General features: G+C 59.5%; 14 protein-coding genes. 8 read left to right on the forward strand and 6 right to left on the reverse strand.

Features of this window, described 5'->3' with window-relative positions:
• Window positions 1-70: 70 nt before the first annotated feature.
• The 4 genes from gpt (at window position 71) to DXT96_RS06865 (ending at window position 5,790) form a co-directional block, all read left to right on the forward strand.
• Window positions 71-568 (forward strand): xanthine phosphoribosyltransferase, encoded by a 498-nt coding sequence (gene gpt, locus DXT96_RS06850; protein ID WP_046798460.1) that lies wholly within the window; start codon window positions 71-73, stop codon window positions 566-568.
• Between the two features lie 676 nt (window positions 569-1,244).
• Complete coding sequence (locus DXT96_RS06855; protein WP_153513942.1) at window positions 1,245-5,075, forward strand: vitamin B12-dependent ribonucleotide reductase; 3,831 nt, start codon at window positions 1,245-1,247, stop codon at window positions 5,073-5,075.
• 114 nt (window positions 5,076-5,189) lie between these two features.
• Window positions 5,190-5,468, forward strand: coding sequence for a BrnT family toxin (locus DXT96_RS06860; RefSeq protein ID WP_153513943.1), 279 nt, complete (start codon window positions 5,190-5,192; stop codon window positions 5,466-5,468).
• Window positions 5,458-5,790: a DNA-binding transcriptional regulator gene (locus DXT96_RS06865; RefSeq protein WP_174373626.1), complete on the forward strand. Its 333-nt coding sequence runs from the start codon at window positions 5,458-5,460 to the stop codon at window positions 5,788-5,790. The genes DXT96_RS06860 and DXT96_RS06865 overlap by 11 nt, the downstream gene beginning before the upstream one ends.
• A gap of 6 nt (window positions 5,791-5,796) precedes the next feature.
• Here DXT96_RS06865 and DXT96_RS06870 read toward each other — a convergent pair whose 3' ends face one another.
• Entirely contained in the window at window positions 5,797-7,122 is a 1,326-nt protein-coding gene (locus DXT96_RS06870) for an Nramp family divalent metal transporter (RefSeq protein WP_194287570.1), read from the reverse strand.
• A gap of 325 nt (window positions 7,123-7,447) precedes the next feature.
• Between DXT96_RS06870 and DXT96_RS06875 the strand changes: the two genes are divergently transcribed.
• Both DXT96_RS06875 and DXT96_RS06880 read left to right on the forward strand, forming a co-directional pair.
• Window positions 7,448-7,813, forward strand: a complete 366-nt coding sequence (locus DXT96_RS06875) for a VOC family protein (RefSeq protein WP_371418801.1) — start codon at window positions 7,448-7,450, stop codon at window positions 7,811-7,813.
• A 197-nt stretch (window positions 7,814-8,010) separates the two neighbouring features.
• Window positions 8,011-8,238, forward strand: a complete 228-nt coding sequence (locus tag DXT96_RS06880; RefSeq protein ID WP_153513945.1) for a hypothetical protein — start codon at window positions 8,011-8,013, stop codon at window positions 8,236-8,238.
• A gap of 33 nt (window positions 8,239-8,271) precedes the next feature.
• On the opposite strand, the gene DXT96_RS06885 is transcribed toward DXT96_RS06880, so the two are convergent.
• Window positions 8,272-10,005, reverse strand: a complete 1,734-nt coding sequence (locus DXT96_RS06885) for an ABC transporter ATP-binding protein (RefSeq protein WP_153513946.1) — start codon at window positions 10,003-10,005, stop codon at window positions 8,272-8,274.
• Between the two features lie 231 nt (window positions 10,006-10,236).
• Here DXT96_RS06885 and DXT96_RS06890 point away from each other — a divergent pair, with 231 nt between their 5' ends.
• The gene (locus tag DXT96_RS06890; protein ID WP_174373623.1) at window positions 10,237-11,475 is read left to right on the forward strand and encodes an AI-2E family transporter; all 1,239 of its coding nucleotides are present in this window, start codon (window positions 10,237-10,239) and stop codon (window positions 11,473-11,475) included.
• 248 nt (window positions 11,476-11,723) lie between these two features.
• On the opposite strand, the gene DXT96_RS06895 is transcribed toward DXT96_RS06890, so the two are convergent.
• A complete protein-coding gene (locus tag DXT96_RS06895; RefSeq protein ID WP_153513948.1) occupies window positions 11,724-12,179 on the reverse strand; it encodes a GNAT family N-acetyltransferase in 456 nt (151 codons plus the stop codon).
• Between the two features lie 105 nt (window positions 12,180-12,284).
• Here DXT96_RS06895 and DXT96_RS06900 point away from each other — a divergent pair, with 105 nt between their 5' ends.
• Window positions 12,285-12,719, forward strand: a complete 435-nt coding sequence (locus DXT96_RS06900) for a hypothetical protein (protein ID WP_153513949.1) — start codon at window positions 12,285-12,287, stop codon at window positions 12,717-12,719.
• Between the two features lie 3 nt (window positions 12,720-12,722).
• On the opposite strand, the gene DXT96_RS06905 is transcribed toward DXT96_RS06900, so the two are convergent.
• From DXT96_RS06905 to DXT96_RS06915, 3 genes are all read right to left on the reverse strand, one after another.
• Window positions 12,723-13,877 (reverse strand): DUF2336 domain-containing protein, encoded by a 1,155-nt coding sequence (locus DXT96_RS06905; RefSeq protein ID WP_153513950.1) that lies wholly within the window; start codon window positions 13,875-13,877, stop codon window positions 12,723-12,725.
• 112 nt (window positions 13,878-13,989) lie between these two features.
• Window positions 13,990-14,601 (reverse strand): flavin reductase family protein, encoded by a 612-nt coding sequence (locus tag DXT96_RS06910; RefSeq protein ID WP_153513951.1) that lies wholly within the window; start codon window positions 14,599-14,601, stop codon window positions 13,990-13,992.
• Complete coding sequence (locus DXT96_RS06915; RefSeq protein WP_153513952.1) at window positions 14,601-15,182, reverse strand: nitroreductase; 582 nt, start codon at window positions 15,180-15,182, stop codon at window positions 14,601-14,603. The genes DXT96_RS06910 and DXT96_RS06915 overlap by 1 nt, the downstream gene beginning before the upstream one ends.
• Between the last annotated feature and the right edge of the window lie 83 nt (window positions 15,183-15,265).

Consider the following 15,265-nt stretch of genomic DNA (forward strand, 5'->3'; position numbering starts at 1 on the left):
GCTTGCCTTTTTGCCCGTCTTGCGGCTATTAGCCAAAGCCATCGACAATTTTGACCAGATGGTAGACGACATGTCCCTTCCCGATAAAGCCTTTCCCGTCTCCTGGGACCAGTTTCACCGCGACGCCCGCGCGCTTGCCTGGCGTCTTGCCGGTCTCGATAAAGAGTTCCGGGCAATCGTCTGTATTACCCGCGGCGGCCTTGTGCCGGCGGCGATCATTTCCCGCGAACTGAACATCCGCCTGATCGACACGGTCTGCATCGCCACCCGTCATGACTACGTCAATCAAGGCGACACGGTTCTGCTGAAGGGCGTTGACCCGAAACTGGCGGCGGATGGCGGCGAAGGCGTGCTCGTGCTTGACGATCTGACCGATACCGGCAAGACCGCGCTGGAAGTGCGCGAAATGCTGCCGCGCGCCCATTTCGCCTGTGTTTACGCGAAGCCGAAGGGCGTGCCGACCATCGACACCTTCGTGACCGAAGTCAGCCAGGACACCTGGATTTATTTTCCCTGGGACATGGGCTTCACCTATCAGGAGCCGATCGCCAAGGGATCGCGCGGCTGATTGTCTGCCGCAACAAAAAAAACCTGAAAAGCCGTCCCCGCCGGGGCGGCTTTTTTGTTTGAAACCACCTTTTTGACGACGGCGGAAAAACACGGAAAAACCGCACTGTCGCCTTTATGTCTCACCCCGGAAATGCGGGGTTTTGGCTTTCCGCTGCGGAAACCAGCCCCACGCAAGCTTCAAATACTCTCGCCAAGTCACTGATTTTTTTGAGGGCTTTCTCTTTCCCCGTTTTCCACAGGCACTTCACACAATATCTTGTGGTTAAAAAACGGTTTCAATCTATGGCTTGACGAATCTATGCCACGAGAGGAAAGTGACAGTTATGTTGCGGCGGCAACGGACCGGAGAGTAACGAGGCCGGTTCCTTTCAATCTCAGCTCGCAAGTCCAAAAAGGGCGTCCCGGCCATCAGGGGGCGGTTCGCCGGCGGATTTTGCGTGTCTTTCGAGGACCGCCAAAAACATGACGCGGGGACTGGCTTCAGGAAGCTGTTGATACTATATTTAGTATTCCACACTATGCTTGCAGCCGTATAAGCCACGAGATACAGGGATCGCATCCAAGGATGAACATCCCTTTCAGATCGGCAACAACCGGCTGCGCGAAGACATCGCACGGCGGGACCGGATTTTTGCGCCCTTTGCCGGGCGCCCAATGGACGAGGACAGGAAACCATGCGCATTGAACGTCGCTTCACGAAGCCCGGCCAATCGCCTTATGCGGAAATCGACTTCCGCAAGGCCGTCAGTGAAATCAAGAACCCCGACGGTTCCATCGTGTTCCGTCTGGCGGATATCGACGTTCCCGCGCAGTTCAGCCAGGTGGCGACCGACGTTCTGGCGCAGAAATATTTCCGCAAGGCCGGTGTGCCGAAGGTGCTTAAGAAGGTTGAGGAAAACGATGTTCCTTCCTTCCTGTGGCGCTCGGTTGCCGATGAGAAAGCCCTGAAGGACGTGCCGGAAACCGAGCGTTACGGTTCGGAAACCGATGCGCGCCAGGTTTTCGACCGTCTGGCCGGCACCTGGGCCTATTGGGGCTGGAAGGGCAAGTATTTCTCAACCGAAGAAGATGCGCTCGCCTTCCGCGATGAGCTTGCCTACATGCTCGCCACCCAACGCGTTGCCCCTAACTCCCCGCAATGGTTCAACACCGGCCTGCACTGGGCCTATGGCATCGATGGTCCCGGCCAGGGCCACTTCTATGTCGATCCCTTCACCGGTAAACTGACCAAGTCCAAATCCTCTTACGAACATCCGCAGCCGCATGCCTGCTTCATCCAGTCTGTCGAAGACGATCTGGTCAACGAAGGCGGCATCATGGACCTGTGGGTGCGTGAAGCCCGCCTGTTCAAGTATGGCTCCGGCACCGGCTCCAACTTCTCCTACCTGCGCGGCGAAGGCGAAAAGCTTTCCGGCGGCGGCAAGTCCTCCGGCCTGATGAGCTTCCTCAAGATCGGTGACCGCGCAGCCGGCGCCATCAAGTCCGGCGGCACCACCCGCCGTGCGGCGAAGATGGTCGTCGTCGACGCCGATCACCCGGATATCGAAGCCTACATCGACTGGAAGGTGAACGAGGAGCAGAAGGTTGCGGCACTCGTCACCGGCTCCAAGATCGTCGCCAAGCACCTGAAGGCGATCATGAAGGCCTGCGTCAACTGCGAAGCTGGCTCCGATGCAACTCGGGGCGACTGCTACGACCCGGCCAGGAACCCTGCCCTGAAGCGCGAAATCCGCGCTGCCAAGAAGGACATGGTGCCGGAAAACTACGTCAAGCGCGTCATCCAGTTCGCCGAACAGGGTTACAAGGACATCCAGTTCAAGACCTACGACACGGATTGGGATTCGGAAGCCTACCTCACGGTATCGGGCCAGAACTCCAACAACTCCGTCTCGCTGAAGGATGACTTCCTGCGCGCTGTCGAAAATGACGGCGACTGGAACCTGACCGCCCGCAAGGACGGCAAGGTCATGAAGACGTTGAAGGCCCGCGATCTCTGGGAAAAGATTTCCCACGCCGCCTGGGCATCCGCCGATCCGGGCCTGCACTTCAACACCACCATGAACGACTGGCACACCTCGCCGGCCGAAGGCCCGATCCGCGCCTCCAACCCGTGCTCGGAATATATGTTCCTTGACGACACGGCCTGCAACCTTGCGTCGCTGAACCTGCTTCAGTTCAAGGATGCCAAGACGAAGCGCATCGATATCGCCGATTACGAACATGCCGTGCGCCTGTGGACCGTCGTGCTCGAAGTCTCCGTGATGATGGCGCAGTTCCCCTCGCGCCAGATTGCTGAACGCTCCTACGAATACCGCACGCTTGGCCTCGGTTACGCCAACATTGGCGGCCTGCTGATGTCGTCGGGCATTCCCTATGACAGCGATGAGGGCCGCGCCATTGCCGGTGCGCTCACCGCCATCATGACCGGCGTTTCCTACGCCACCTCGGCTGAAATGGCCGGCGAGCTTGGCCCCTTCCCCGGCTTTGCGCCGAACCGCGACAACATGCTGCGCGTCATCCGCAACCACCGTCGCGCCGCCCATGGCCTGTCGGATGGTTATGAGGGCCTGTCGGTCAACCCGGTCGCGCTCATCCATGCCGATTGCACGGATCAGGACCTTATCGCCCATGCCACTGCCGCCTGGGACAAGGCGCTGGCGCTTGGCGAACAGCACGGCTACCGCAACGCCCAGACCACCGTCATCGCGCCGACCGGCACGATCGGCCTCGTCATGGATTGCGACACGACCGGCATCGAGCCCGACTTCGCGCTGGTGAAATTCAAGAAGCTCGCCGGTGGCGGCTACTTCAAGATCATCAACCGCGCCGTGCCGGAATCCCTGCGTTCGCTTGGGTATTCCGAAAGCCAGATTGCCGAAATCGAGGCCTATGCTGTCGGCCACGGCAATCTCAACCAGGCGCCTGCCGTCAACGCCTCGACGCTGCGCGCCAAGGGCTTTACCGATGAGAAGATCGAAGCCGTCAACGGCGCGCTGAAAAGCGCCTTCGACATCAAGTTCGTCTTCAACCAGTGGACGCTGGGCGCCGACTTCCTCAAGGGCACGCTCAAGGTTTCCGACGAGCAGCTCTCCGACATGAGCTTCAACCTGCTGGAGCATCTCGGCTTCAGCAAGAAGGACATTGAAGCGGCAAACGTGCACGTCTGCGGCGCGATGACGCTGGAAGGCGCACCGTTCCTGAAGAACGAGCATCTGCCTGTCTTCGATTGCGCCAACCCCTGCGGCAAGATCGGCAAGCGTTATCTCTCGGTCGAATCGCATATCCGCATGATGGCGGCGGCACAGCCGTTCATCTCGGGTGCGATCTCCAAGACGATCAACATGCCGAATGACGCGACGGTGGAAGATTGCGGCGCAGCCTACATGCTGTCGTGGAAGCTGGCGCTGAAGGCCAACGCCCTTTACCGCGATGGTTCCAAGCTGTCCCAGCCGCTCAACGCTTCGCTGGTGGAAGATGACGACGAAGAAGATTTCGTCGAGGAACTGATCCAGCAGCCGCTGGCCCAGCAGGCCGTGACGATCACCGAAAAGATCGTCGAGCGCGTCATCGAGCGGGTTTCCCGCGAGCGTGAAAAGCTGCCGAACCGCCGTCAGGGTTATACCCAGAAGGCAACCGTCGGCGGTCACAAGGTCTATCTGCGCACCGGCGAATTCGGTGACGGCCGCATCGGCGAAATCTTCATCGACATGCACAAGGAAGGCGCTGCCTTCCGGGCGATGATGAACAACTTCGCCATCGCCATTTCGCTCGGCCTGCAATATGGCGTGCCGCTGGAAGAATATGTGGAGGCCTTCACCTTCACCAAGTTCGAACCGGCCGGCATGGTGCAGGGCAACGACGCGATCAAGAACGCCACGTCGATCCTCGACTACGTGTTCCGGGAACTGGCCGTCTCCTATCTCGGCCGCCACGATCTTGCCCATGTCGATACGTCCGACTTCTCCAACACCGCACTCGGCAAGGGCATCCAGGAAGGCAAGACCAATCTGCTCTCCACCGGCTGGACGCGCGGTTACAAGCCGACGCTGGTATCGAGCAACGAAGGCGACCGCGCCGCTTCCGAGCCCAAGGGTTCGGCAACGGCAGCCCCTGCCCGCGGTTCCGCCAACGTCACCTCCTTTGCCGGCTCGGCCGCCCGCAAGCTGGAACCGACCGTCGCCATCACCACGTCGGAAATCGTCTCCTTCAAGCGCGATTATGAAGAGCGCGCCAAGGAACTGGCGGTAGAGATCGCCGAAGAAGTGATCGACGAGGTGGTTCAGGAATCCCAGCAGACCGCCACCGCCCTCTTCTCCGACAAGGCCGCCGCAGACGCTGCATCAGCCAAGGCGGAAGCCAAGAAGAAGGAAAACGAACGCCGCATGCGCTCAATCGCACAGGGTTATACGGGCAACATGTGCTCGGAATGCCAGAACTTCACGATGGTGCGCAACGGCACTTGTGAGAAGTGCGATACTTGTGGTGCGACGAGCGGTTGCAGCTGAGTGTTAGCTTAGACACCAAAAAATGATTAGTTTTAAGGGCTCTTTCAGATATGAAAGAGCCCTTATTGTTTTTGATGTTTTATTTATTGCACTACTGGAAACCCGTAGTTCAAAATGTTATATTTCGAATGGGATGCACATAAGGCGTCAGCCAATCTCGCCAAACATGGCGTCAGTTTTGAAAGCGCCCGCAGCGTTTTTGACCATCCGTTCGCCGTAGATATGGAAGACCGTTCGGCAAATTATAGTGAAGTCCGGCGGCGTATAGTGGGGTTGGGCAACGGATTGGTTCTCACCATTATCTATACCGAACGAAGCGAAACGATCCGCATCATCTCCGCACGAAAAGCGACACGCGTAGAGCGTAAGGAATATAACGAGAATGGCTGGTAAAACCGATCAAACCGACTGGGTCCGTCTTCACGCCATGACCGACGAAGAAGCGGAAACAAACGCGCTTGCCGATCCCGATAATCCGCCCCTATCCGCCGAACAGTTCGCGGTTGCCAAGAAAATGTCCCGCATCAAGATCATCCGCCGGGCGCTGAAGCTGACGCAGGAAGAGTTTTCTGCGCGCTATCATATTCCACTCGGCACCTTGCGGGATTGGGAACAGGGTCGCAGCGAGCCGGATCAACCGGCCCGCGCCTATCTGAAAGTCATTGCCGTCGATCCCGAGGGAACGGCGGCCGCGCTCCGTAAGGGCGCGGCCTGACCAGCTTCACCCCATAAAATCCACCAGCAATTTCACATTCAACGCCGCGATCACCACCGCGATCAACCATGCGAAGGCCGAAAGCCATAACGGCGCTTTTAGCTCGCCCATCTTGGCCTTGTCGGAGGTAAACATCACGAGCGGGAAGACGGCGAAGGAGAGTTGCAGGCTCAGCACCACCTGCGTCAGGATCAAGAGTTCCGCCGTACCGCTGTCTCCGTAAAAGATGGTGACGCCCGCAGCCGGGATGATGGCGATGCCGCGGGTGATGAGGCGGCGCAGCCAGGGGGCGAGCTGCATCTTGAGGAACCCCTCCATCACGATCTGGCCGGCAAGTGTCGCCGTGACGGTGGAATTGATGCCGCAGCATAAAAGCGCTACGCCGAACAGCGTCGGCGCAATCGCGAGACCCAGCAGCGGCGCGAGCAGATTATGCGCTTCACCAAGTTCGGCGACATTGGTCTGCCCCGTCTTGTGAAAGGTCGCTGCTGCAAGGATAAGGATCGAGGCGTTGATGGTGAGAGCGAACATCAGCGCGATGGTGGAATCGAGCGTCGCAAATTTCAGCGCCTCGCGTTTTTCGGCAAGCGTTTCACCGATTTCGCGGGTCTGCACGATGCCCGAATGCAGATAGAGATTATGCGGCATGACAGTCGCACCCAGAATGCCGAGCGCCAGATACAGCATGTCCGGATTGGTGACGATCTCGGTCGTCGGCGCAAAACCGAGGATCACCTGCCCCCAGTCGGGGTCGGCAAGCGCCACCTGAATGGCGAAACACACGGCGATGACGCCAAGCAGCGTGATGACCATCGCCTCCACCCAGCGGAAACCAAGCTTCTGCAGATAAAGGATCAGGAACACATCAAGCGCGGTGATGAGAACACCGAGTTCAAGCGGAATGCCGAAAATCAGGTTGAGGCCGATGGCCGTGCCGATGACTTCGGCAATATCGGTGGCGATAATGGCGATTTCGGCCAGCACCCACAGCAGCATCGCCACGGGCTTTGGATAGGCATCACGGCAGGCCTGGGCGAGATCGCGGCCGGAAGCAATCGCCAGACGGGCGCAGAGCGATTGCAGCACAATCGCCATGATGTTGGAAACCAGCGCCACGGTGAGCAGCGTATAGCCGAACTTGGAGCCGCCGGCGAGCGATGTCGCCCAGTTTCCGGGATCCATATAACCGACTGCAACGAGATATCCCGGCCCGAAAAAGGCCATCGCCCGGCGAAACGTGCCGGCATTCGGCTTGACCTTGATCGAACCGTGCACGTCGGACAACGACAGATCGTCGCCATTCCGCCGCCATCCAAAGACTGGCTTGTCCATTCCAAGAACTTTCAATTGGGAAATTGAGTTTATGCAATTGCAAATCATTCGCATAAACTGCATGGGCTGGCAAGCGGGCTTTTGGACCTTGTATTATTGCAGGGGATTGCGGGCATTTCGCCGCAAGGATCACTTCGCCGGATGCCCTCGAATCGACGGGATCAAAAGCGCCGCATAAGAACCGGCGGGATCAGCCCACGCGAGAAAAGGTCGGCTTTCAGGTGGCCAAGCGGCCCGATTGCGTCTGGCCATTGACAGCATCGATGTCGTGGCGTGTACACAGATAGCCAATAGACTTCGGACATATTTCAGAAGGAACAATCGCGTGAACCTGATTGCCCATGTCGAAATTCCCGTGCTTGATATTGAAAGGGCGATGTGTTTCTACGGCGCCGTTTTTGATGTGCGCTTTGCGGAAATCGTCACGATCCACGACAACAGGATGGCCTATTTCCCCTTCGAGGAAGGCAAGGATGGGGCAAGCGGCGCGCTTGCCGAGGGTGAGACCTATGTTCCGACGAAAGACGGGGCGATCATCTATCTCAGCGTGAAGAACATTGACGATGTGCTTGAGAGAGCCGTGCAGCAGGGCGGCGAAATCCTGTTTCCCAAAACGCCGGTCGATGACAATCTCTTCGTCGCCGAAATTTCCGATAGCGAAGGAAACCGCATCGCGGTGCAATCCGCCTGATCCGGCCGTCTCCGTTGTAAATTGAAGAATGGCCGGGGCATCATTCCGTTTTCGATGCCCGGCCTTTGATGACAAGGGTCGGCCGTTCAGGTGAGCGCCCTCACGGCCTTGTCATCACCCCTGCCCCTGCCGGTGCGGAACAGCGGCGCACGCACCTGCGTTATCTTTCAGGAAGCAATCCAGTTCCGGGGAAGTTCATGCAAGACGGCAGCAAATTCAGCCTGGCGAACCGTCCAAGGCGATGGCCCAGATATATCATGGCACATAGAAGGCCGCGTGACTGGCTGATGACGATCAGCGGCATCGTGCTGCTCTTCGTGGTCGCCGCCGCGGTCGCCATGGGTTATCTCGTCACCAGCCATCCCGGCAAGCCGGAACCCAATCCCGGCATCGTCGAGGAACAGGCAGCGGAAAACGGCGGATAAGCGGCAGCGCAGAAAGCGCCGCTCTCAATCAGCTCAGCTGAGGCCTGCAAGATGCCCGCTGAACTGCGCCTCGTGCAGCCGGCTATAGTGGCCCTTGGCAGCCAGAAGCTCGGCATGCGCGCCGGTTTCGGCAATGCCGGTCTGGTCCACCACCACGATGCGCGAGGCATCACGGATCGTTGCCAGCCGGTGGGCGATGACGAGCGTCGTGCGGCCCCTGGCAAGCTCCGTCAGCGATTGCTGGATGGCCCGCTCCGTTTCCGTATCGAGCGCCGAGGTTGCTTCGTCCAGAATGAGGATCGGCGGGTTCTTGAGGAACATGCGGGCAATGGCGAGGCGCTGCTTCTGCCCACCGGAAAGCTTCACGCCGCGCTCGCCGATGACGGTGTCGAGCCCAAGCGGCATGGCCTCGATGACGCCATCCAGCCGCGCACGCCGCGCCGCATCCATGATCTGCGCATCCGACGCACCAAGCCGGCCATATTCGATATTCTCGCGGATTGTGCCGCCGAACAGGAAGACATCCTGCTGCACGATGCCGATCTGGTTACGCAGCGAGGCAAGCTTCATCTTGCGGATATCAATGCCGTCAATGGTGATCGCACCGCTGGTGACATCATAAAAGCGCGGCAGAAGCGAGCAGAGCGTCGTCTTGCCGGCACCCGACGGACCGACAAAAGCCACGGTCTCGCCGGCGCTGATCTTCAGCTCGATATTGTCGAGAACCCGCTTGCCCTCGGCATAACCGAAACCGACGTTGCGATATTCGATGGCACCGGACAGTGCCGGCGCATCGATCGCATCCGGCGCATCGACGATATCGGGCGCGGTATCCAGAAGCTCGGTGAAACGGCGGAAACCGGCAATGCCCTTCGGATAGGTCTCAATGACCGAATTGATCTTTTCCACCGGGCGGAAAAACACGCCGACCAGCAGCAGGAAGCCGACGAAGCCGCCTTCCGTCAGGTCGCCGTTGATGACGAACCATGCACCGCAGATCATCACGATCATCTGCGTCAGGCGCATGCTCATGTAACTGAGCGAGGTGCTGGCCGCCATGATCTTGTAAGCGTCGAGCTTCGTGCGGCGGTATTTCTGGTTGTCCTTCTCGAACAGCGCGCGCTCGTGGTCTTCATTGGCAAAGGCCTGCACAACCCGCATGCCGCCGACATTCTCCTCGATGCGGGCGTTGAAATCCCCGACACGACCATAAAGCGCACGAAAGTTCTGCGTCATGCGGCCGCCGTAACGGCTGGTCACCCAGGCGGTGACGGGCACGACGGCGGCGGTGATGAGCGCCAGCTGCACATTGACCGACATCATCAGCAGAAATGCGCCGATGAAGGTCATGATGGCGATGAACAGATCCTCAGGCCCGTGATGGGCCACCTCGCCGATCTCTTCCAGATCCTTGGTCAGCCGCCCGACCAGATGGCCGGTCTTCTGGTTGTCGAAATAACGGAAGGAGAGCTTTTGCAGGTGATCGAAGGCCAGACGCCGCATGTCGGTTTCGATATTGATGCCGAGCATATGTCCCCAGTAGGTGACTGTCGCCATCAACCCGGTATTCAGCACGTAGATGACCAGCAAACCCACCGAGGCGGCAAGAATGATCGCCCATTCACCGCCCGGCAAAAGCACGTCAACGAAGGTCTTCACCGCCATTGGAAAACCGAGTTCGAGCACACCCGACAAGACCGCGCAGGAAAAGTCGAGGATGAAGAGACCGCGATAGGGACGATAATAGGCGAAGAAACGGCGAAGCATGGCATGACCTGGAGAGCGGGCGCGGCAAAATTCGCGCCGCAGAAAACGGGAGTTCAATTGTCATATTTCAATGCGCGCGCCAAGACCGATGTTCTATTTTTACCAAAATCGTTCAATAGCTTCGGCAATAAACACACAACGGTAATGTGATCGGGTTATATTGCACTTATATGTATCGGTGTGACAGAGTGAATGCACCCCTTTGGGGGAGAATGCGAGAAAGAGCCTGCCGTGAGTAACAATGACAGTCGTAAGCAGAGTGGCGAACCGAGATGGCTTGGTCCCGCCAGTCCGACGCGGATCGCCCTGATCCCGCCCATCTCGGCTGCGCGCTGGCTGCTCGTTCTCGTCGCGCTTGCGGGCACCTATTTCTTCCACGGCTTTCTGGTTCCGGTTCTCGCCGCCCTCGTCATCGGTTTTGCCAGCTGGCCGGTCTACACGCGGCTTCTGCGGCAGGTGGGCGGCAACACCACCCTCGGCGCATCCATCGCCATCGTCCTCATCCTTACCTTTCTCGTGGTGCCGATCTTTATCGCCGCCTCCTATACGGCAAGCGAAATTCGCGAATGGTTCGGCTGGGCGGTGCATGTTAACAAGGCGGGCGCTCCCGTACCGGACTGGATCGCGGCGCTGCCCGGCATAGGCCCGTGGCTCGGCGAGCAATGGGTGAAATATATCGGTACGCCGGGCGCCATCGGTGAAGTCATTCAGCTCGTCAGCGGCGCCAATATCGGCAATATCTACCGGGCGATCCTTGCCGCCGGCAACGGTGCGTTCCACCTTGTCCTCACCCTGCTGTTCATGCTGATCGCGCTGTTCTTCGTTTATCGCAACGGCGCGGGCTTCTCCCGTCAGGTCGATCTCGTCGGTGAGCGCATCCTGCCGACCCGCTGGGAGCGCATCTCCCGCGTCGTGCCGGCCACCATCAGCTCCACCGTCACAGGCATGACGCTGATCGCCATCGGCGAAGGCATCATCCTCGGCATCGCCTACTGGATTGCCGGCGTGCCCTCGCCCGTCACGCTCGGCGTGCTCACTGGCGTCATGGCGCTCATTCCGGGCGGCGCGCCGCTCTCATTTACGCTGGTGTCGATCTACCTGGTCGCCAGCGGCTCCCCGGCTTACGGTCTGGCGCTGTTCGTCTGGGGTTCGGTCGAACTTTTCATCGTCGACAAGACCATCCGCCCGAAACTCGTCGGCGGACCTATCAAGCTGCCTTTCCTGCCGACCTTTTTCGGTCTCGTCGGCGGCGTCAAGACCATGGGTTTCCTCGGCCTTTTCATCGGCCCGGTGCTGATGGCGCTGCTGGTGGCAATCTGGCGCGAATGGGTGCGTGAAGTGGAAATCTCCGCCGCCGTAAGCACAGAGACCCCGCCCCCGCCACCCACGCAGGACGACCCGGTCGCAGATGCCATCTCGCGTGAAGACGAAAGCGACGAAACGACGGCGTTTCGAAAAGCGGCGTTTTGATGCTGAAGCCTGCGGCGAAGGGCGATTGCCTGAAACGCCAGATGGCAGGCCAAAGTCGATTCTCTCTTCTTCGTCATGCCGGACCTGATCCAGCATCCAAGCCACGGCGCGTCTGCGCCGTGCACAACGTGTCTTCGCGATCAGGGACTTGATCGCAACAGACGCCGAATCTGGTCCGGGGTGACGCGGGGCTGATGCTGCGGCCGACGCCTCCTCATCCCCGAACCATTCGAATCCGTGCCCGGCCCCTAAAGCGTCTTTTCCATGAACATGCTTAGCGGATCCGGCCTGTAGGGCGCAAAGGCCTCGATCTCCACAAACCCCGCCTTGCGGTAAAGACCGATCGCTTCCGGCTGGCTGATGCCCGTTTCGAGCCGGATGGCGGTAAGGCCAAGTTCGATGCCGCGCGCAACAAGCGTATCCATGATCAGCTTGCCGATCCGCAATCCCCGCGCGTCGGGATCAACGAACATGCGCTTGATTTCCGCCGTACCGTCGCCCGCTTCCACCAGCGCGCCGCATCCAACGACACGCCCCTCATGGCGCGCCACAAAAAACGAGGCATTGTCCTTTTCCAGCAGGCCGATATCGACCAGATGGTTGCTCTCGGCGGGATAAAGTGACGCCATGTAAGCATTGGAAAGATCAATGAGGCGCAGAACCGCTTCCTGCCGGGGTGTTTCAAGTTTGATTTCGATGGCCAATGCGATGCCTGCTTTCTCTCAAAAAATGCGTATTTCGTCGTAATGTCACTGCAATCCGGATAGATGAGTTTCTAGAACAGATTTCCCGACAGAGGCAACACACCCATGAAAACAGGCCTCGTTCTCATGACCTTCCTTGGCTGCGACGACAGCGCCACCGACTGCCATTACCTTGCCACCTCGCAGCAGCGCTGGACCAGCATCGAGCTTTGCGACGCCGTGTCGGAAAAGGAGCTGGAACGTTACGCCAATGCCTCCTATCCGGTCGTGGTGGCCGTCTGCCAGACACCGGACGAGCAAACGCCGCAGACGGCGGGTAACGCTCCGGGCGCACAGCCCCCTGCCGCTGGGGCACCCGCGGGAACGCAACAGGCGATGGAACAGGTGACGCCAAAGGAAGAAGAGAGCCTCACCAAGCGGGCAATCAGCCGCGTCAGCCGCATCCTGCCTTCTACCGAAGGCATAAAGCATCTGCTGGGCACGCCGGTCAGAGTGGTCGAAAACAGCTATTCGTGGATTGCCAAACGACTGGAGAAATAAAACTCAGGCAGCCTCAACCGTCAGCGCCTCGGCGTAATACCGGGCCTTCTGCCGTTCTTCCGCAATCGCCAGCTTGCGCACGGCATGCAGCAGTTCGAACAACGTTTCGGAACCGTTGACGTTGCGGAAATGCGCCAGCAACTCGGCGGAGACGGAGGCTGCCGCCTCGGAAAGCTGCGAGCGGGCGGCACGCCGCCACATCAGCGTCGCCTCGATGAAGACGTCAACGACGTCGCCGAAAAGACCGATCGACTGGAACAGGGCCTTCAGCGCGTGCGGCCGCCCTGTTGCCAGGATGGCGCGCACCTTGCGGTCTTCGAGACCGGAGAGATTGACCATGGCCGCCGTGAAGAATTCCAGCCGGCCCGAGCAGACGGCATGGATGAGCAGCGCCGGGGTCAATTCCAGCCTCTGGCGCAGATGTTCCACCAGCGCCGGCAATTCGGGCGAAGAAACGGCTGCTGCGATGAGGATGGTGGCGGAATCCTCCGCCTCACGGAAAATACTGTCGGCGCGGTTGCCTGCGATGAGCGCATGAACCAGCGCCGAACCCGCCAGAGCTTCGCTGACACGCGCCATCAACAGGTGCCGCGCATCAGCGGGCAGCGCCTCACGGCAAAGCAAGAGATCACGAATATCGGCGTCGCAGCCATGGCGCTCGGCAATGCGCCGCAGCGAGAACGGCGTGATGAAGGCGTCGTCATTCTCGAGAAGAATGATGGTTTCCGAGAGGTCGCCGACCTCGGCAAGTGCAGCGCAGACCCCGCGCGGCAGACCCGGCCTTGCGGCAATGAGGGCGCGCGTCAGGCTCTCGCCGCGCCCGGCAAGGTCGACCAGATCGGCTTCGGTGAGGACCGGCGAACGGGCAATCACCGTGCAGGCGATTTCCGGCTGGTCTTCGGCAAGTGAAACGAGAATGGCACGCGGCGCATCGGTAGCATCCGCCAGCGCCTCGGCAAGTGCCAGCCGCACTCGCGGCGACGGGTCGTCGAGCAGATAGGTCATTGCCATATAGGCAGCATCGCGGTTTTCCCGCGCCATGTCGGAATGCAGATAGGCACGGCCGAGAGCATTGGCGGCCTTCGCCCGCTCGGTCGATCCAGCCTTTTCAGACCAGCGAAGAAATGCCTGTACGATCACCTGAGCCTCGAAACACATTCGCAACAATGGATGACGGCATCATCGCCGCCACCATGTATAAAACTCTAGGCGCAAATGGTTTACGTTTGGTTCACCATAAAATTTAACCCTTGCCGGCGAAGGAATATATTTACGGCGCAGTAGAGGGACGCTGCAGCTGGAATACATCGCTGCCGCCATCGCAGTAATCCATATAGCCCATGCGCGCCACGGGACGCGCAAGCCCCATATCGATGCGGCCATCGCGGATGATCGCATCATCAATATGGATCGCCATGACCTGACCGATCACCATCCACGACTCCGATGGCTTTCCGTCGATATCGTTCAGTTGCTGAATCTGGGTCACGCGGCATTCCAGCGCCGCCAGCGCCTCGCCCACAAAGGGCGCATCCACCACCTTCCCGTCAACGGCAGTCAGGCCGGCAAGGGCGAATTCATCCACATCGTAAGCAACCGGCGCGGAAGAGGCATTCATCCGGTCGATCAAATGGCGGCTGACGAGGTTGGCGGTGAAAACACCGGTCTCCTCGACATTACGCAGGCTGTCCTTCCGGCCGCTGGAGGAAAACATCACAAGCTTCGGCCGGTCGGAAATCGCGTTGAAGAAGGAATAGGGCGAGAGGTTCAGCACGCCCTCCCTGCCCTTCGAGCCGATCCAGCCGATTGGCCGCGGCGCGACGATGGCCTTGAACGGATCATGCGGCAGGCCATGCCGGTTGGTGTCGGTGGTGTAAAACATCAGACGTCCCCGACCCAGGTGACGATATCGGCAAGCTCCGGCCGCGGCCGCTCCACCGGCGGGAATGTCGTCGAGCCGATATGGATATAACCCGCCACCTTCTCTTCGTCGCTGACGCCGATTTCCGCCAGAAAGGCCGTATCGAAGGCAAGCCATTCCGTCAGCCAGTTCGCGGCATATCCGCTTGCATTGGCGGCGAAGATGACATTGAGGCAGACCGCACCGGCCGACATCACCTGTTCCCACTCCGGGATCTTGAAATGCGGCTTGGCGGTGCTGACGACGGCGATGACGACTGGCGCGCGGGTAAAGCGGGTGCGCTCGGCATCCTGCTGCTGCAGATCCAGTTCCGGGTTTTTCTCAAGCGCGATCCTGAGCGCGGCCTCGCCGAGACGCACACGATCTTCACCGCGATAAACCACGAAACGCCAGGGGGCGAGCTTGCCATGGTCAGGTACGCGCACGGCAAGCCGCAGGATTTCCTCGATCTGCGTCTTCGAAGGCCCCGGCTCGGCAAGCTGCAAAGCGGGCGTGGAGCGGCGAACCTTGAGGTAGTCGAGGAGCTTGATATCGCTGGTCATGATCAAAAATCTTCCATTCTGCTGTCATCGCGAAATTATGGGCCTTGAAATAGCCATGGCATTGGTTTTGAAGTGATCCGGGA

This window comes from Agrobacterium sp. ICMP 6402 (genome assembly GCF_009498615.1).
GTDB classification, from domain to species: domain Bacteria; phylum Pseudomonadota; class Alphaproteobacteria; order Rhizobiales; family Rhizobiaceae; genus Agrobacterium; species Agrobacterium burrii.